This window comes from Nitratireductor thuwali, from assembly GCF_036621415.1.
In the GTDB taxonomy this organism is placed as follows: Bacteria; Pseudomonadota; Alphaproteobacteria; order Rhizobiales; family Rhizobiaceae; genus Chelativorans; species Chelativorans thuwali.
The window spans coordinates 1858320-1875928 of record NZ_CP030941.1; the positions used below are offsets into that span (position 1 = coordinate 1858320).

Consider the following 17609-nt stretch of genomic DNA (forward strand, 5'->3'; position numbering starts at 1 on the left):
GGAGCTTGCACACCTCGTGTCTCTTGACTCTAGGTTGTCAGGAGGTTTGACCTGTGCGTCTTTTTTGCAGCGCAGAAACGCGTTAGTAGTGTCGCCCGGCAGAAATGCGCTTATACGGCGAGTTTGAATCATCAGCCCGTCGACACCATATCGGGTCGGACTTGCCGCTTCGGCCAGGTCCAGCACACTGGAAATTGATATGCCCAAGGTTAAGTTCCACAAGATCGCAGCCGTGCTTGTGCTTGTTGCCACGGCCGCCTGGGTAGCCACCGGAGAGTTCTCCTCTGTCGGAAGCGCAAGCCAGGAGGCGGAAGCCCGGCGGGCGGAGGCCCCGCCAGAACGGCAGGTTGAGCTGAAAACTGTGCAGGTGGCCGCTCCGCCGCGCCTTCAGCATTCCCGCACGATTCATGTTTCAGGCCAGACCGCCGCCGACAAGCGGGCCGTGTTGGCTGCCCGTTCCGGCGGCGTGATCCAGGAACTTCTGGTTGAAAAGGGGGACCGGGTGGCTGCGGGCGACCTGATCCTTCGCCTGGAATCGGAAGGCAAGGAAGCAGCCGTCGAATCGGCGAAGCAGGCTCTCGCACAGCGCGAGGCCGAGGCCGAGGCCGCTGAGAGGCTGGCACAATCGGGCAACATCGCACGCCTTCAACTGGATAGCGCCCGCTCGGCCCTTGCCAGCGCCCGCTCGGCGCTCGAGGCTGCGCAGGCGGAGCTTGATCGGGTGACCGTGCGCGCGCCCTTCGCAGGGCTTATCGATTCCGTTCCGGTGGAACAGGGCGCTGCCATCATGCAGGGCGCCGAAGTCGCTACGCTGTTGAAGCTCGATCCAATCGTCGCAAAGGGCGAAGTGGGCGAGCGCGATCTCGGTACCGTCAACATCGGCGACAAGGCCGACGTCCGCCTCGTCAACGGCCAGACGCTCGAAGGCACGGTCCGCTACGTCAGCCGCGAAGCCTCGGCCCAGACACGCACCTACGCCGTGGAAGTCGCCATCCCCAATGCCGCCGGCGGGATTCCGGCAGGCATGACCGCGGAGATCGAAATCCGCGCCGAAACGGTCGAGACCGTTGCTCTGCCGCGTTCGGTGGTAACGCTCAATAAGGCCGGTGATTTGGGCGTCCGCACCGTCGACGCAGGCGATGAGGTCGCGTTTCATCCGATCGACATCGTGGACGATACGCCCAAGGCGCTTTACCTGGCCGGCATCCCCGCCGACGCCCGGGTGATCGTGGCCGGGCAGGATCTGGTCACCGATGGTGAAAAGGTAAATGCCGTTACAGCCGATGAAAGCCTGATCCGCGATCTCGCCGGATCGGTCGTGGGCAAAGCGGTACAATAGGACCAGTCTGACCGATGGATATCGTTCGCCTTGCCATCAAGAACGCGCGGCTCACGCTCTCGATCCTGCTCTTCTTCGTGGTGGCCGGCGCGTTGGCCTATCAGAGCATCCCGAAGGAAGCCGAGCCGGATGTTCCGATACCGATCATCTATGTAAGCCTGAGCTATCAGGGCATTTCGCCGGAGGATTCCGAGCGCCTGCTCCTGCGGCCGGTCGAGACCGCGCTGAAGGGCTTGGAAGGCGTCAAGGAAATGCGTTCTTCCGCCTATGAGGGCGGCGGCTTCGTGCTGGTGGAGTTTCAGGCCGGCTACGATTTTTCCAACGCCATCGAAGATGTGCGGGCGAAGGTTTCGGACGCCGAGCGCGAACTTCCCTCCGGGGCCGACGAGCCTTCCGTGCACGAGGTCAACGTCTCGGAGTTCCCTATCCTCGTCGTCACGCTTTCGGGCAATCTGCCCGAGCGGGTCCTGTCAACCGCGGCCCGCAACCTGCGTGACCGTATCGAAGAGGTTCCCGGCGTCCTGGAAGGCGCTTTGCAGGGTGCGCGCGACGAACTCGTGGAGATCATCATCGATCCGGTCAAGCTGTCGTCCTACGGCTTGCAGCTCGACCAGCTTGTCAGCGGCGTCAACGCCTCCAACAGCCTGGTCGCCGCCGGCGCGCTCCAGGGCGAGGAAGGCCGCTACGCGGTCAAGGTGCCTTCGCTGATAGAGGATATCGAGGACGTAGCGAACCTTCCTATCGTGGCGACGGGCGACGCGGTGGTGCGTGCCCGCGATCTGGCCACGGTCCGCTCCACTTTCACGGATGCCGAGACAGTCACGCGGCTAGACGGCGCGAACGCCATAGCCATCGAAGTCAAGAAGCGGGTCGGTTCCAATCTCGTGGAAACCGTCGATGCGGTGAAGGCGGTATCCGAAGACTTCGTCGCCAACATGCCAGCCGGCGTGAACGTGACGTTCAGCCAGGATAAATCGGTGATGATCCGCGACATGCTGTCGGATCTGCAGAACCATGTTCTGATCGCCGTCATCCTGGTCTTCATCGTCGTCCTTTACACGCTGTCCGGCCGGGCTTCGCTGCTCATCGGCCTCGCCGTCCCCGCTTCCTTCCTGATGGGCATCTACGCCCTGTCGCTGGCCGGCTACACGGTCAACATGGTGGTGCTGTTCAGTCTCATCCTGGCAGTCGGCATGCTGGTGGATGACGCCATCATCGTGACTGAATTCGCCGAAAGGCGCATGACCGAAGGCATGCCGAAGGCGCAGGCGTTCGAACTGGCCGCAAAGCGCATGGCTGGTCCGGTCATCGCCGCCACCATGACGCGCATCGCGGCGTTCTCGCCGCTTCTGTTCTGGCCGGGCATCGTCGGCGAGTTCATGAAGTATCTGCCGATAACGCTGATCGTGACGCTGGCGGCGTCCATGCTCTACGCGCTGATCTTCACACCGACGCTGGGCGCATTGATCGCCAAAGCCCATGTCGAGGAAAAGCCCAAGCCCGACGGCTGGTATCTCGGCCTCGTTAAGCAGGCCATACGCTTCCCCAAGACGGTGCTTCTGCTCACGGTTCTGCTGCTGGTCGGCGTTCAGGTCACCTATTCCAAATATGGCGCCGGCGTGGAGTTCTTCCCTGCGGTCGAGCCTGAATACGGCCTGATGTATGTCCATGCCCGCGGCAATCTCTCGCTCGACGAAATGGATCGTCTCGTGCGCCCGGCGGAGCAGAAGCTCATAGGGTGGCCCGGCATCGAATCTGTCTACACCCGCGTCGGCCAGACGCGCGGCGGCGGACAGGATATCGACGAGGACGTCATCGGCGTCATCCAGTATGAGTTCATCGATTGGCGCGAGCGCAAGCCCGCCAGCGAAATCCTGAACGACCTGCGGGCGGTGATGGCTGATATGCCGGGTGTCGAGATCGAGGTGCGTGTTCCCGAAGGCGGTCCGCCGACGGGCCAGCCCATCCAGGTCCAGCTTTCGGCAGCCAATCCCGCCAACCTGAGCGAGCAGGCAAGCCAGGTTGCCCAGCAGCTCGCCGAGATCGACGGCGTCATCGACATCTCGGACGGCCTGCCGCCGCCCGGCATCGACTGGGCCATAAAGGTCGATCGGGCGAAGGCGGCCCAGTACGGCATCAGCCCCACTTCGGTCGGCACGGTCGTCCAGCTCGTCACCAATGGGCTGAAGCTTTCAGAGTACCGACCGGCCGGTGTGGACGATGCCGTCGACATCCGCCTGCGGCTGCCCGAAGACCGGCGCACCCTCTCCACGCTGGACCAGTTGCGGGTGCAGACCTCCCAAGGGCCGGTCCCGATCTCCAATTTCGTGGAGCGGGAGCCGGAGCGCAGCACGGGCATCCTTAACCGTATCGACGCCCAACGCACGATCACGGTCACGGCCAATGTCGCCAGCGACTTCCAGGTTTCGGAGGTCCAGGCCAATGTGACCTCGATGCTGGAGGGGATGGATTTCGGCGCCACCCGCTGGAAACTTGCGGGCTCGAGCGAGGAAAGCGACGAGGCCGCTTCCTTCCTCAGCAAGGCGTTCGGCGCGGCTATTTTCCTTATCTTCGTCGTGCTGCTCGCGCAGTTCAACAAGTTCACCAGCGTATTCCTGGTGCTGATGACGGTGGTCATGGCCACCATCGGCGTGTTCCTGGGGCTGCTGTTGACGGGCCAGCCCTTCGGCATCGTCATGTCGGGCATCGGGGTGATCGCACTGGCCGGCGTGGTCGTGAACAACAACATCGTGCTCATCGATACCTACGACCGCCTGCGTGAAGAAGGCATGCACAAGCGCGACGCGATTCTGCAAACCTGCCGCGAAAGGGCCCGGCCCGTCCTGCTGACGGCCATATCCGCCATCCTGGGTGTGCTGCCGATCGCCTTCGGCCTCGGCCTCGAACTGTTCGACCGGGAGGTCACGATCGGCGCGCCTTCTACCCAGTGGTGGATTTCACTGTCGAGCGCGATCGTCTACGGCCTGACCTTCGCAACCATCCTGACGCTGATCGTCACGCCATCGGCCCTGATGGTTTTCACCCGCGAGAACAGGCCGGTCGGAGAAAAGCGCCGCGGGATCCTTAAGCGCATCTTCCGCAGGAAACAGCCCGACGACGGCGCCAATGACAGCCACGCCGACGATGGCCTTGCGGCCTTCCCCAAGGCTGCGGAGTAGCGCGTGGCCGCCAGAGGAACAACCTGGCGGCCACGATCCGCAGGAACGGAAAGCTGGAGCACCCGCTGGATTCGGGAAAAGCGGAAGCCGGCTTTTCGTCCGCAATTGCGCATATTCAAATAGTTAGATCAGTTCGGTGTTTCTGTGAAACGGTGAGCTGATCTAGAACATCCGAATAGATGCAGGGGCGCTCAAGCCAGAGGCTGGAACTAGCCCCATGCAACGTGCGTTAGTGATTTTATCGCTTCACAACGAAGGATATGACGATGTCACTTGGCACAATTCTCATCATCATTCTCATTCTTCTTCTGATCGCTGCCATCCCCGCTTGGCCCTATTCCGGCGGCTGGGGCTATGGCCCATCGGGCATCCTGGGGGTACTTCTCGTGATCGTGCTCATATTGGTATTGCTTGGCCGAATATGACGGCCTCACTCCGATAGCCTTGCCGGAATTACTCGGCTGGCTGCGCCGCGATCGTGTCGGCGGGCCGAACCAGGCCCGCCATCATCACCACGAGTGCCAGCAGGCCTGACAGACCTATGAAGATCACCGCGAATCCGGTCCGGTCAGCCACGAAGCCTACCAGGGAAGGCGCCAGGAGCAGCCCGGAATAGCCGATCGTGGTGGCGACGCTCATGCCGGCCGCGGATGAGATGCCCGGCTGGTTGCCGGCCGCCGAAAATGCGATGGGCACCATATTTGCAATGCCGAGACCCGCAAAGGCGAAGGCAAGCGTGGCGACGAGAGGCGACGGGGCAAGCCCCGCACCCAGGAGCCCGGTCGCGGCGACGGTGCCCGAAAGGCGCATGGTCGCGACTGCACCCAGGCGGTTGCGCAACCCGTCGCCCAGGAAGCGCATCAGCGCCATGGTGCCGGAAAAGAAGGTGAAGGCGAGGCTCGCCGTGGCGAGGTTCGCGCCCATCTCCTGGCGCAGATAGAGCGCGGCCCAATCGAGCACCGCACCCTCAGGCACCATGCAAAAGAGCGCGACCACGCCTGTGAGATAGGCGAGCGGATGGCGCGGGAAGCCGCTCAATAGCCCGCCTGCGGGCGCCGTCGGAGCCCTGCGCTCCACGATGAGCTTCGGCACAGCCGCCAGGACGAGGAGAAGCGCCACGGCGGTGACCGCCCCCGCATGGAAAAGATGCCCCCACTGCTGGGCAAGGACACCGCCAATGCCCGCGCCGGCAAACCCGCCCAGGCTCCAGAAGCCATGCGAGGACGACATGATCGCGCGCGCCAGCCGCCGTTCCACGGCGACGGCGTTGGCGTTCATCGTCACATCCATGCCGCCTAGGAGAGCGCCGAAAGCGGCAAGCGCAGCCACCAGCACAGCCATGTCCGGCGCGGCGGCCACCGCCAGAAGTGAGACGGCGCAAAGCGGCCCTGCCACCCGCATGACGACGCGGGAACCGAACCGGCTCATGAAGTAGCCGCAGACCGGCATGGCGGCGACCGCCCCCAGGCCGACGACGAGAATGAGCAGCCCAAGCACCGATTCGCTGAGCGCGAAGCGCGAGACGAGCAGCGGAATCTGCGGCGCCCAGCTTCCGACCATGAAGCCGTTGACGAAGAAGAAGGTCGCAACGGCCCAGCGGCCGTGCAGGGCGTTATCCTGGGACATGTGCAAAATCCGCGAAGTGAACGCTGAGGAGTCCAGTTAAATCGATTTAAACCAGCATGTCCTAGACCAGATCAGCCATTCTGCAGGACCACGAGCAGATCCTTGGCGTCGATCTGGTCGCCCGCCTTCACCAGCACCTCGGACACGGTACCACCGCGTTCTGCATGGAGCGCCGTCTCCATCTTCATCGCCTCGATCGAAAGCAGGACATCTCCGGCCTTGACCTCCTGTCCCGGCGTGACGGCGACGGAGGATATCACGCCCGGCATCGGCGCACCCACATGCCCTTCATTGCCGGCTTCCGCCTTGCGCCGCACGGCGAGGGCGGAGGCCCCGTGCAGCCGGTCCGGCACCTTGACGCGGCGGGGCTGGCCGTTGAGCTCGAAGAAAACCGTGACCATGCCCTTCTCGTCCGGCTCGCCGATGGCAAGGCAGCGGATGATCAGCGTCTTGCCCCGCTCGATATCGACGAAGATCTCCTGCTCCTGCTCCATGCCGTAGAAATAGACCGGCGTCGGCAGCACGCTCACCGGGCCGTAGCTCTCTGTGGCTGCGGCAAAGTCGGTGAAAACCTTGGGATACATCAGCCACGATGCGAATTCCTGATCCGTCACCTCCCGGCCAAGCTGTTCCTCCAGTTGTTTGCGGTCGGCGTCGAGATCGGCCGGCGCCAGCAGCGAGCCGGGGCGCACCGTGATCGGCTTGTCGCCCTTGAGCGCCTTCTTCTGGAGGTCCTGCGGCCAGCCGCCGGGCGATTGGCCCAGGTCGCCGCGAAGCATCGAGACCACGGAATCGGGAAAGGCGATATCTCTCTTCGGATCCTTCACGTCGGCCACGGTGAGGTCCTGACTGACCATCATCAATGCCATGTCGCCCACCACCTTCGACGACGGCGTCACCTTCACGATGTCGCCGAACATCATGTTTACGTCGTGATAGGTCCGCGCCACCTCGTGCCAGCGCGTTTCCAGCCCGAGCGAGCGTGCCTGCTCCTTGAGATTGGTGAACTGGCCACCGGGCATCTCGTGCAGATAGACTTCCGAGGCAGGCCCCTTCAGGTCGCTCTCGAAAGCGGCATACTGGTTGCGCACGGCCTCCCAGTAGAAGGAGATGCGCCGCACCCATTCCGCGTCCAGGCCCGTATCGCGCTCGCCACCCTTGAGCGCCTCGACGATGGAGCCGAGGCAGGGCTGCGACGTGTTGCCCGATAGCGCGTCCATCGCCGCATCGACCGCATCCACGCCGCTGTCGCAGGCGGCGAGCACCGTCGCCGCGGATATGCCCGAGGTGTCGTGCGTGTGGAAATGCAGGGGCAGGTCCGTGGCCTCGCGCAGCGCCTTAAAAAGCACCCGCGCCGCGGCCGGCTTCAGGAGGCCAGCCATATCCTTGAGCGCAATGATGTGCGCGCCGGCTGCCTCCAGTTCCCTGGCCAGGCCGACATAATATTTCAGGTCGTACTTGGCCCTGTCGGGGTCGAGAATGTCGCCCGTGTAGCAGATGGCGGCCTCGCATAGCCTGCCCTCCTCGCACACGGCGTCCATTGAGACGCGCATGTTCTCGACCCAGTTCAGGCAATCGAAGACGCGGAACAGGTCAACGCCGCCCTCCGCCGCCTGCTTGACGAACAGCTTCACCACGTTGTCGGGATAATTGGTGTATCCCACTCCGTTCGCCCCGCGCAGAAGCATCTGCAGAAGCAGGTTTGGCACGCCCTGCCGGATCAGCGACAGCCGCTCCCACGGATCCTCGGTCAGAAAGCGCATGGCGACGTCGAAAGTGGCGCCACCCCAGCATTCGAGCGAGAGCAGCTCCGGCAATGCCCGAGCATAGACGCCGGCGATGGCGGCAATGTCGTGAGTCCGCATGCGCGTGGCCAGCAGGGACTGGTGGGCGTCACGCATCGTCGTGTCCGTCAGGAGCACGCGCGGTTGCTCGCGCATCCACCGGGCGAAGCCTTCGGGACCCCGCGCATCCAGTATCTGCTTGGTTCCGTCCGGAACCGCCCTGTCGAGATAGGGAACGCGGGGCGCGGCTGCTTCCGCCTTGGGCCGCGGCCGGTCACGGGCTTCGGGATGGCCGTTGACCGTCACATCGGCGAGATAGTTGAGAAGCTTGGTCGCTCGGTCCAGGCGCTTGACCTGGGCAAACAGCTCTGGCGTCTCGTCGATGAAGCGCGTCGTATAGGTGTTGTTGCGAAATTTCTCATGGCCGATGATAGCTTCGAGGAAAGTGAGGTTCGTCGCTACGCCGCGGATGCGGAACTCGCGCAGGGCCCGGTCCATGCGGCGTATCGCTTCCTCGGGCGTCGGCGCCCATGCGGTGATCTTTTCCAGCAGCGGGTCGTAGAAGCGGGTGATCACCGCGCCCGAATAGGCGGTGCCGCCATCGAGCCTTATGCCGAAGCCGGTCGCGCCGCGATAGGCGGTGATGCGGCCATAATCGGGAATGAAGTTCTGCTCCGGATCCTCCGTGGTGATCCGGCATTGCAGCGCGTGACCGTTGAGCTTGATCTCCGCCTGGGCCGGAACGCCCGTCGTCCCGTTGCCGATCTCCTGGCCTTCGAGGATGCGGATCTGCGCCTTGACGATGTCGATGCCCGTCACCTCTTCGGTGACCGTATGCTCCACCTGGATGCGCGGATTGACCTCGATGAAATAGAAGGCACCGGTGTCGGCATCCATCAAGAACTCGACGGTTCCCGCGCCGATGTAGTTCGTTGCCTTTGCAATCTTCAGGGCATAGCCGCAAAGCTCGGCGCGCCTTTTCTCGTCCAGGTAAGGCGCGGGCGCGCGCTCGACGACCTTCTGGTTGCGCCGCTGGATGGAGCAGTCGCGCTCGAACAGATGCACCGCATTGCCGTGCGTGTCACCCAGCACCTGCACCTCGACATGGCGCGCGCGTTCGACCAGCTTTTCCAGATAGACCTCGTCCTTGCCGAAGGCGGCTTTTGCCTCGCGTTTGGCCTCCGTGACCTCGCGCGCCAGATCCTCCGCCTTGCGGATGGCGCGCATGCCGCGCCCGCCGCCGCCCCAGGAGGCCTTGAGCATGACCGGATAGCCGACCTCCTCGGCCATCTTCGCCACGGCGTCCATGTCGTCCGGCAGCGGCTCGGTGGCCGGCACCACCGGCACGCCCACTTCCACCGCCAGATTGCGCGCGGCCACCTTGTTGCCGAGCCGGCGCATGGTCTCCGGCTTCGGGCCAATGAAGATGATGCCGTTTGCCGCGCAGGCCTCGGCGAACTCCGGGCTTTCCGAAAGCAGCCCGTAGCCCGGATGAATGGCGTCCGCGCCCGAAAGCCTGGCGACGCGGATGATCTCATCGATCGACAGATAGGCCTCGATGGGTCCCAGATCGCGCTCCAGATGCCGGCCCCGTCCCACCTGGTAGGACTCGTCCGCCTTGAACCGGTGCAGCGAGTATTTGTCCTCCTCGGCCCAGATCGCCACCGTTCGAATATCCATCTCATTGGCCGCGCGGAACACGCGGATGGCGATCTCGGAACGGTTTGCGACGAGGATTTTCTTGATCTGCACTGGCATGCTCCGCTGAAGAGGATGGCTGTCATTGCCGCTTTCCGGGAAGCACGACCTTCAACGAATGCCGACCCCCGGACACTTCCCCTTGATTAGCGTGGACGATGCTGCGGTGCAAACAATCCTGACGCCGGGGCAGAAATGTTTCCCGCCAGTGGAGTGCGCCCCTGAGGGTGGACACTGATCAGGCTGCTGTTTTGCCAGTCTGCCGGATGTGTTGATCCTCGAACTGCTGCGGGCTGAGATATCCCAGCGCCGAATGGAGCCTGCGCTTGTTGTAGACCTCCTCAATGAAGTGGGGAAGGTATTCTGCGACCTCCTCGAAGTTTTCGAAGGCCATGGGATAGACCGCCTCGATCTTCAACGTCTTCATGAAGCTTTCGGCCTTGGCGTTGTCATAGGGATTGCCCCGGCGCCCCATTGAGCCGATCAGGCCATTGCGGCTCAGCGTCTCACGGTAGAGAGCGGCCGCATATTGCCCACCGCGGTCGGAATGATGGATCAAGCCCGACATCGGCTTTCGGCGCTGGATAGCTGCAGTCAGGGCTGTGATCGTGAGGCGCGCGTCGATCGAGCGGCCGATGGCGTAGCCGACGATCAAACGCGACCAGGCGTCGAGAATGATGGCGACGTAAGTGAAGCGGCCCGGCACAGCCACATAGGTTATGTCGGAGACCCAAAGCTGGTTTGGGCCGGTCGACACAAAGTCCTTTGCCAGGTTGGGGAAGATTGGGCCGTCGTGATCGCTATCGGTAGTGACAACGAAGCGCCGCCGGAGCTTGGGCTGCAGATCATGCTCGCGCATCAGGCGCCGGATTTTCTTGTGGTTCACGACAAGGCCCTGTTGCCGCAGGGCGGCGCCGACACGACGGTAGCCGTAGAATTCGAACTCGTCGCAGATCGCGAACATCGCCTCCACGATCGCAGTGTCGTCGGCCTGTTTCTGGGGGTGGTCATAGTAAGTCGAGCGCGCAATCCCCATCAGCCGGCATCCTTCGGCGACGGAGAGGCCACCGGGCCGGTGATGACGGATGTAGTCGCGTTTTTCGGCCGCTGTGCGTTTTTCAGAGCCCCCTTTAGGAACTCCAGCTCGAGAGCCTGCTTGCCGACGAGCCGTTCAAGGGCCGCGATCCGGGCCTCGTATTCCTGAATCAGATCTACGGCCTCAACATCCTCGTCAAAGGCGCCTTCCTCATGCTTGCGGATCCAGATGCGGATCAGGTTGCGCGCGATGTCGTAACGCCTCGCCAGGCCGTGAAGTGACTCGCCGGAGAAATACTCCTGCACGATTTGGCGCTTGAACTGGATGCTGTGATTGCGGTGCCTTGCCATGGGTCTTCTCTCCGAAAACCCGACAGGCTGGTCAATCCTTCAGTCCGATCTGTCCACCCTCAGGGGCGCACTCCACAGGACGGCAAAAATTTCGTTTCAACCGAAAAAGGCCCGGCTTCAAGCCGGGCCTTTCGCGTTGGAGCATGATCGCGATCTAGACGATCAGCTGCGCGCTACTGTACCAGATAATCGTACTGGCCGTCTTTCCACTCGTAGAAGACATAGCCCGGCAGCGTGACGTCGCCCTTCTCGTCGAAGGAGAGCTCGCCCAGAACCGTCTCGAAAGTACCCTCGTTGAGCGCATCGACCACAGCGTCATAGTCGGTCGAGCCGGCAGCCTCGACGGCCTGCGCCCATGCCTGGATGGCGGCATAGGTGTAGAGCGCGTAGCCTTCGGCCGTCTTGCCGGCGGCCAGAAGCGCGTCGACGACGGGCTTGGCGATCTCGTTCTTGCGCGGATCGGGCGAGAACGTCATCAGCGTGCCTTCACCAGCCTCGCCGGTGATGGCCCAATACTCGTCGGTCACGAGAGCGTCGCCGGATACGAGCACCGTATCCATGCCCTGCTCACGCATCTGGCGGGCCATGAGGCCGGCTTCCGTGTGATAGCCGCCGACATAAAGAACGCCGATGCCTTCCTGCTTCAGCTTGGAAACCAGCGCCGTGTAGTCCTTCTCGCCTGCGGTATAGGCTTCGTACATCGCCGGCTTGCCGCCAGCGGCTTCGTAAGCGGCCATGGTCGCGTCGGCCAGACCCTTGCCGTAGGCCGTCTTGTCGTGGACGAAGGCCACCTTCTTGTCGGGGAAGTTCTCGACCAGGAACTCGCCTGCAACGGCGCCCTGCTGATCGTCACGACCGCAGACGCGGAAGATGCCCTCGCCCGGACGCTCGTCGGTGAACTTCGGGTTGGTCGAGGCCGGCGAGATCTGGATGATGCCTTCCTCGGCATAGACGTTCGATGCCGGGATCGAAGAGCCCGAGCAGAAATGGCCTGCCACGAACGACACGCCCGAACCGGCGAACTGGTTGGCAACCGCCACGGCCTGTTTCGGATCGCAGGCGTCGTCGCCCACTTCCAGCTTGAGCATTTCACCGTTCACGCCGCCCGCCGCATTGATGTCGGCGACGGCCTGTTCGGCGCCGGCCTTCATCTGTGCGCCGAAAGAGGCGTACTGGCCCGTCATCGGACCAGCGGTCGCGATAGTGATATCGGCCCAGGCTGATCCGGTCATTACAAGGCTGAGCGCTGCGCCAGCCAAAAGTGTCTTCTTCATGACTACTCCCTTGAAAACACCACAAGTTCCCACAGCTTTCCGGAAATGGTGTTCGGCTCTCCGGTTCTGCCGTCGCGGGTTCGTTCCCCGCTTAACCTGCATCAAAGCTCAATTTTTCTGCGAAGTGAAGACTTTGTGCCGGTTAATCATGAATTGGTTTACGCCTCCTGCCCATCGGTCCTTCGCCAGCCGAGCAGGCCCGTGCGCGCATATTTGAAGTTGTACTGGGTCGACATCTGCCGCGCCCGCGTGATGCGCTTGCCGACGAATGCGAAGATCAGGAGCACGATCAGGTCGGCGATGTAGTACTGGACAGACAGAAGCGATCCGCCGAACAGCGCGAAATGGATGAACCGCGTGGCCGCCGTCAGGAGCACGATATAGGCAGCGAGCTGCAGGTTCGGCTGCCATGCGCGGGCGATCGCACGCCCGGTCAGATATGCCGCCCCGCCGGCCAGGAAAACCGTGACGAACAGGAAAGCGCCGAAAGAGACTTCCCAAAAAAGGCTGTTCGCGTTTTCCATCTCAGTGCCTCCCGCCTTCCAGATACGCCGCGCGCACTTCCTCGCGCTTCAGGAGCTCTGCGCCGGTGCCGCTCATGGTGATGTTCCCGTTGACCATGACGTAGCCGCGATGGGCAAGCCTCAGCGCATGGAACGCGTTCTGCTCGACCAGGAACACGGTAAGGCCCTCGTTCTTGTTGAGCTCGCGGATCGCATCGAAGATCTGCTTGACGATCAGCGGCGCCAGGCCCAGTGACGGCTCGTCGAGCAGGAGCAGTTTCGGCCGGCTCATCAGCGCCCGCCCGATCGCCAGCATCTGCTGCTCGCCGCCTGACAGCGTGCCGCCGCGCTGGCCGATGCGCTCCTTCAGCCGCGGGAACAATTCGAAGACCTTCTTGAGATCGTCCTCGAAATGCTTGGGATCGACGAGCGCCGCACCCATCTGGAGATTCTCCATGACCGTCATGCGCGGGAAGATGCGACGCCCCTCGGGCGACTGCGCGATGCCCAGATGCATGATCTCATGGGTCGGCATCGCCGTAATGTCCCTGCCGTCATAGACGATCTGGCCGGTACGCGCCTGCGGGTTGCCGCATATCGTCATCATGAGGGTCGACTTGCCGGCGCCGTTCGCCCCGATCATGGTCACGATCTCGCCGCGATGGACATCGACGTCCACGCCGCGCAGCGCGACGATCTTGCCGTAATAGGTCTCGACGCCGCGCACCGAGAGCAATGTTTCCCCCGTGCCGGTCATGCCTTGCCTCCCTTGCCGCCGGTGCGCGCCGCGCCGCGGCCGGGCCGGCTGGTGGCGACCTCGCCGCTATCCACTCTTTTCGAGAATTCCGTATCGCCGCCCTTGGCCAGAACCTTCGCCTGCTTCACCCATTCCTCGCGCTCGATGCGTCCGGGAAAGCCGAGATAGCTGCCCACCCATTCGATCTCGGCCTTCTTCCAGGCCGCGACCTGGGAGAAATTCCAGATGCCCAGCGCGTTGAGCTTCTTTTCGCTGGCTGGCCCCACGCCCTTGATGCGCGTGAGATTGTTGGCGCCACCGGCACCCGGCTTCTTTGTGCCGGGCGGCTGTTTGCCCGGATATTTGTCGGCGTCGGCAACTTTGACCTCGCCAGTGGAAGCAGCCGGCTTGGCCGCTGCCGCCTTTGCTTTTGCCGGAGCAGCCCGTTTACCCGCCGCTCTCGGCTTGCGGGCAGGAGGCGCCTTCTCCTCCGGCGGCTGGTCCTTGGTGACCGAGGACAGATCCTCGCGAACTTCCGGCACGTCGATCTCTTCTTCCTCGTCGACGCCCAGATAGGCCGCAATCACCCTCGGATCGGACCTGACCGTTTCGGCCGTTCCGTCGGCGATCTTGACGCCGTAGTCGAGCACCACGATGTGGTCGGAAATCTCCATGACCACGCCCATGTCATGCTCGATCAGGAGCACCGAGATACCGTGTTCGTCGCGGATATATTTGAGCAATTCGTTGAGCTCGGAGGATTCGCGCGGATTGAGGCCTGCCGCCGGCTCGTCGAGGCACAGAAGCTCCGGCCCCGTGCACATGGCCCGGGCGATCTCCAGACGCCGCTGCGCGCCGTAAGGCAGGTCCGAAGCCGGGTCGTCCGCCCGGTCCACCAGGCGCGTCTTTTCCAGCCAATAGACGGCCTTCTCGATAGCCTCTTCCTCGGCTTTTTTATAGCCGGGCAAGCCCAGTATGCCGCCGAACGAGAAGCCGGAAGCCACCACCAGCGGATTGTGCTGGGCAACGAGCAGGTTTTCCAGAACCGTCATGCCGCCGAACAGGCGGATATTCTGGAAGGTGCGCGCCACCCTGGCCTTGTGCGAAATCTCGTGGTCAGCCATGCGCTCCAGCAGGAAGACGCCCTTGTCGCCCTCCTTCTTGAAGCGTGCGCCGCTGCCCGTCACCGCCTCGACCGTGTCGTCCTGCCGTCCCGGCCCGTGGCGCATGATGATGCGCCCCTCCGTCGGCTTATAGAATCCGGTGACGCAGTTGAAGACCGTGGTCTTGCCGGCGCCGTTGGGTCCGATGAGCGCGGTAATGTCGCCGCGTCCCACCTCGAAGGTGAGGTCGCCGACGGCAACCAGGCCGCCGAAACGCATCGTCAGATGCTCGACCGAAAGGACGGGGTCGTTCTCCCAGCGGTTTACGCCCGCCGCCTCGGAAGGTTTCTTCTTCGCCATCGCGTCCATCAGTGGCCCTCGCCCTGTGCTACCATGTCCGCATCGATGCGCTTCTTCTCCTTGAGAACCGCCGTCGGTTCGCGCGTGGATACCAGCCCACGCGGCTTCCAGACCATGATGAGCACCATGGCCATGCCGAAGATCAGCATGCGGTACTGAACCGGGTCGAAGCCCGGCCCGAACACCTGGGACAGGAAGCCGAGATTGCGCAGCATCTCGATGCCGCCGATCATCACCACAGAGGCGATAACGACACCGATCTGCGAGCCGAGGCCGCCGAGCACGACGATGGCCAGGATGATGGCCGATTCCAGGAAGGTGAAGCTCTCCGGCGAGATGAAGCCCTGCCGCGTGGCGAAGAACGATCCCGCGAACCCGCCGAACATCGCACCGATCGCAAAGGCGGTCAGCTTGGTGTTGCGGGTGTTGATGCCGAGCGAGCGGCAGGCGATCTCGTCCTCGCGCAACGCTTCCCAGGCACGGCCTATCGGCAGGCGCCGCAGCCGCATGGTGACGAAGTTCGTCAACAGCGCCAGGAAGAAGATGATGTAGTAAAGGAAGATAAACCGCTGGATCGGCGCGTATTCTATGCCGAAGAAATCGGCGAACCCGCCCTCGCCGCGTTTCAGCTCAAGTCCGAAGAACGTGGGCTTGGGAATGCCGGAAATGCCGTCTGGCCCGCCGGTGAACTGGTACCAGTTCAACAGCACGATGCGGATGATCTCGCCGAAAGCCAGCGTCACGATCGCCAGGTAATCCCCGCGCAGCCGCAGCACCGGGAACCCGAGGATGATGCCCCACAGCGCCGCCAGCATGCCGGCAAGCGGCAGGGCTACCCAAAAGCCGATGAACTCGAAATGCTGCGCCAGCAGCGCAAAGGAGTAGGCGCCGACAGCATAGAAGGCGACATAGCCAAGGTCGAGCAGGCCGGCCAGGCCCACGACGATGTTCAATCCCCAGCCGAGCATGATGTAGGTCATGATCAGGATGGCTAGGTCGATGAACTGCCGATCCTTGCCGGGGAAGAAGGTCGTGAAGAAAAAGGGAAGCACCACCGCAAAGGCGAACAGGCCCCGCATCACCCACTTGCCGAGGCCGGGCGCGGCGGCGCCAAGCTCGCCAAGCTTCTGGCCGAGCGTCTGCGTGGCCGGCGTGTGCGCCTGGAACACGAAAATATTGAGCGCCAGCCGCCCGGCGAAGACCACGAGGATCGACACGATCCACGCCGTCCAGCGCATTTTCAGGTCGAGCCCGCCCGGCGCGATATCGGTGCGCACGCCGATGAAGAACAGGCCGAGCACCGCGACGAGCATCGCAGCCATTGCCGCATCGCGCAGCGAATCCTTGAGCTTGTTCTTCTCGGGCGCCGCAACGATATTCGGGGCCTGGCGGCCCCGCTCCGCCTCTCTCTGCGCACCCGCCGGCCGGTTGCTGGCGGCCGGTACGTTTGTCTTGGCTCCAGCCATCAGACCTTCTCCACTTCAGGCTGGCCCAGAAGGCCGGAGGGCAGGAAAATAAGGACGATGGCCAGGATCGAGAAAGCCGCCACGTCCTTGTATTCCACAGTAAAGTAGCCCGACCAGAAAACCTCGATCAGGCCGATCAGGAGCCCGCCCAGCATGGCACCCGGTAGCGAGCCGATACCGCCCAGGACCGCCGCGGTGAACGCCTTAACGCCGGCGAGGAATCCGATATAGAAGTCGATCACGCCGTAAAGCAGCAGGAACATCAGCCCGGCGACCGCGGCGAGCGCGGCGCCCATCACGAAGGTCAGCGAGATGGTCCGGTCGACGTTCACGCCCAGCAGCGCGGCCATCTTGCGGTCCTGCTCGCAAGCCCGCTGCGCGCGGCCGAGCGATGTCTTGGTGATCAGCAGCGTAAAGGCGGTCATCAGGATCAGCGTGGTCAATATGATTATGATCTGCATGTAGGAGAGTTGCACCAGTATGGTGCCCTGCTCGGTAGAGCCCTGCATCAGCGTCACGCCACCCTGTATCTGCGGCGGCAGCGGCTTGACGCGCGCGCCCTGCGTGATCTGGACGAAATTCTGCAGCACGATCGACATGCCGATAGCGGTGATCAGCGGCGCCAGCCGGAACGAGCCGCGCAACGGCCGGTAGGCCAATCGCTCTACGGTCCATCCCCAGGCCGACGTGAACAGCATCGAAATGATGAGGACGATGAGAAGGACCAACGGCAGGAAGGCGAAACCCAGAACACTGGTCAGGATCAGGAACACGGCCAGCGAGATGAAGGCGCCGATCATGAAGATGTCGCCATGGGCGAAGTTGATCATGCCGATGATGCCATAGACCATCGTGTAGCCGATGGCGATCAGACCATAGATGGATCCCAGCGTCAGCCCGTTGATAAGCTGCTGGACGAAATACTCCATATCCTGTGCAACTCCCCTGGAATGTCGCCGGCAGGCGCATCCCCTTGTTGTTATTCCCCTGACCGTTGCGAGCCTGGCCTTGAGAGGCCTGAGTGTCCCGCCGGCCTTGTTGACGCACCTGCTTCGATGCCTGTGCGATGCCTGGAGCGCCTGCGCCCATTCGGACTGCAAAGGCGCTCGAACTCCTTGGATCTACGCATCGAGCTTTCCGAAAACCGATCCCGAT

Annotated in this window: 13 protein-coding genes; 3 read left to right on the forward strand and 10 right to left on the reverse strand. The window is 63.1% G+C overall.

The window, feature by feature from the left end; all coding sequences use genetic code 11:
* Positions 1-199 precede the first annotated feature (199 nt).
* The 3 genes from NTH_RS08920 (at position 200) to NTH_RS08930 (ending at position 4943) form a co-directional block, all read left to right on the forward strand.
* Positions 200-1339, forward strand: coding sequence for an efflux RND transporter periplasmic adaptor subunit (locus NTH_RS08920; protein ID WP_338529687.1), 1140 nt, complete (start codon positions 200-202; stop codon positions 1337-1339).
* A gap of 14 nt (positions 1340-1353) precedes the next feature.
* Positions 1354-4518: an efflux RND transporter permease subunit gene (locus NTH_RS08925; RefSeq protein ID WP_338529688.1), complete on the forward strand. Its 3165-nt coding sequence runs from the start codon at positions 1354-1356 to the stop codon at positions 4516-4518.
* A 266-nt stretch (positions 4519-4784) separates the two neighbouring features.
* Complete coding sequence (locus NTH_RS08930; protein ID WP_338529689.1) at positions 4785-4943, forward strand: DUF3309 family protein; 159 nt, start codon at positions 4785-4787, stop codon at positions 4941-4943.
* 28 nt (positions 4944-4971) lie between these two features.
* On the opposite strand, the gene NTH_RS08935 is transcribed toward NTH_RS08930, so the two are convergent.
* The 10 genes from NTH_RS08935 to NTH_RS08980 all read right to left on the reverse strand — a co-directional run bounded on the left by NTH_RS08935 (position 4972) and on the right by NTH_RS08980 (position 17383).
* The gene (locus NTH_RS08935; RefSeq protein WP_338529690.1) at positions 4972-6144 is read right to left on the reverse strand and encodes an MFS transporter; all 1173 of its coding nucleotides are present in this window, start codon (positions 6142-6144) and stop codon (positions 4972-4974) included.
* Positions 6145-6215: 71 nt separating this feature from the next.
* Positions 6216-9680 (reverse strand): pyruvate carboxylase, encoded by a 3465-nt coding sequence (gene pyc / locus NTH_RS08940; RefSeq protein ID WP_338529691.1) that lies wholly within the window; start codon positions 9678-9680, stop codon positions 6216-6218.
* 184 nt (positions 9681-9864) lie between these two features.
* Positions 9865-10713, reverse strand: coding sequence for an IS3 family transposase (locus tag NTH_RS08945; protein ID WP_338531847.1), 849 nt, complete (start codon positions 10711-10713; stop codon positions 9865-9867).
* Positions 10662-11012 carry a transposase gene (locus NTH_RS08950; protein WP_338529412.1) on the reverse strand — a complete coding sequence of 117 codons (351 nt, stop codon included), beginning with the start codon at positions 11010-11012 and terminating at the stop codon, positions 10662-10664. The genes NTH_RS08945 and NTH_RS08950 overlap by 52 nt, the downstream gene beginning before the upstream one ends.
* Positions 11013-11185: 173 nt before the next feature.
* Entirely contained in the window at positions 11186-12286 is a 1101-nt protein-coding gene (locus NTH_RS08955; RefSeq protein WP_338529692.1) for a branched-chain amino acid ABC transporter substrate-binding protein, read from the reverse strand.
* Positions 12287-12444: 158 nt separating this feature from the next.
* Positions 12445-12810: a DUF6867 family protein gene (locus tag NTH_RS08960; RefSeq protein WP_338529693.1), complete on the reverse strand. Its 366-nt coding sequence runs from the start codon at positions 12808-12810 to the stop codon at positions 12445-12447.
* Position 12811: 1 nt separating this feature from the next.
* Positions 12812-13546, reverse strand: coding sequence for an ABC transporter ATP-binding protein (locus NTH_RS08965; protein ID WP_338529694.1), 735 nt, complete (start codon positions 13544-13546; stop codon positions 12812-12814).
* The gene (locus NTH_RS08970; RefSeq protein ID WP_422392368.1) at positions 13543-14997 is read right to left on the reverse strand and encodes an ATP-binding cassette domain-containing protein; all 1455 of its coding nucleotides are present in this window, start codon (positions 14995-14997) and stop codon (positions 13543-13545) included. Before NTH_RS08970 ends, NTH_RS08965 begins: the two co-directional genes overlap by 4 nt.
* A complete protein-coding gene (livM, locus tag NTH_RS08975) occupies positions 14997-16454 on the reverse strand; it encodes a high-affinity branched-chain amino acid ABC transporter permease LivM (protein ID WP_338529695.1) in 1458 nt (485 codons plus the stop codon). The genes NTH_RS08970 and livM overlap by 1 nt, the downstream gene beginning before the upstream one ends.
* Positions 16454-17383: an ABC transporter permease subunit gene (locus tag NTH_RS08980; protein WP_338529696.1), complete on the reverse strand. Its 930-nt coding sequence runs from the start codon at positions 17381-17383 to the stop codon at positions 16454-16456. The genes livM and NTH_RS08980 overlap by 1 nt, the downstream gene beginning before the upstream one ends.
* Positions 17384-17609: the final 226 nt, after the last annotated feature.

Coding starts and splice junctions, on each gene's coding strand:
- NTH_RS08970 (WP_422392368.1), bottom strand. CDS start 14,997: ATGGACGCGATGGCGAAGAAGAAACCTTCCGAGGCGGCGGGCGTAAAC.
- NTH_RS08960 (WP_338529693.1), bottom strand. CDS start 12,810: ATGGAAAACGCGAACAGCCTTTTTTGGGAAGTCTCTTTCGGCGCTTTC.
- NTH_RS08935 (WP_338529690.1), bottom strand. CDS start 6,144: ATGTCCCAGGATAACGCCCTGCACGGCCGCTGGGCCGTTGCGACCTTC.
- NTH_RS08980 (WP_338529696.1), bottom strand. CDS start 17,383: ATGGAGTATTTCGTCCAGCAGCTTATCAACGGGCTGACGCTGGGATCC.
- NTH_RS08925 (WP_338529688.1), top strand. CDS start 1,354: ATGGATATCGTTCGCCTTGCCATCAAGAACGCGCGGCTCACGCTCTCG.
- livM (WP_338529695.1), bottom strand. CDS start 16,454: ATGGCTGGAGCCAAGACAAACGTACCGGCCGCCAGCAACCGGCCGGCG.
- NTH_RS08920 (WP_338529687.1), top strand. CDS start 200: ATGCCCAAGGTTAAGTTCCACAAGATCGCAGCCGTGCTTGTGCTTGTT.
- NTH_RS08950 (WP_338529412.1), bottom strand. CDS start 11,012: ATGGCAAGGCACCGCAATCACAGCATCCAGTTCAAGCGCCAAATCGTG.
- NTH_RS08930 (WP_338529689.1), top strand. CDS start 4,785: ATGTCACTTGGCACAATTCTCATCATCATTCTCATTCTTCTTCTGATC.
- NTH_RS08965 (WP_338529694.1), bottom strand. CDS start 13,546: ATGACCGGCACGGGGGAAACATTGCTCTCGGTGCGCGGCGTCGAGACC.
- NTH_RS08955 (WP_338529692.1), bottom strand. CDS start 12,286: ATGAAGAAGACACTTTTGGCTGGCGCAGCGCTCAGCCTTGTAATGACC.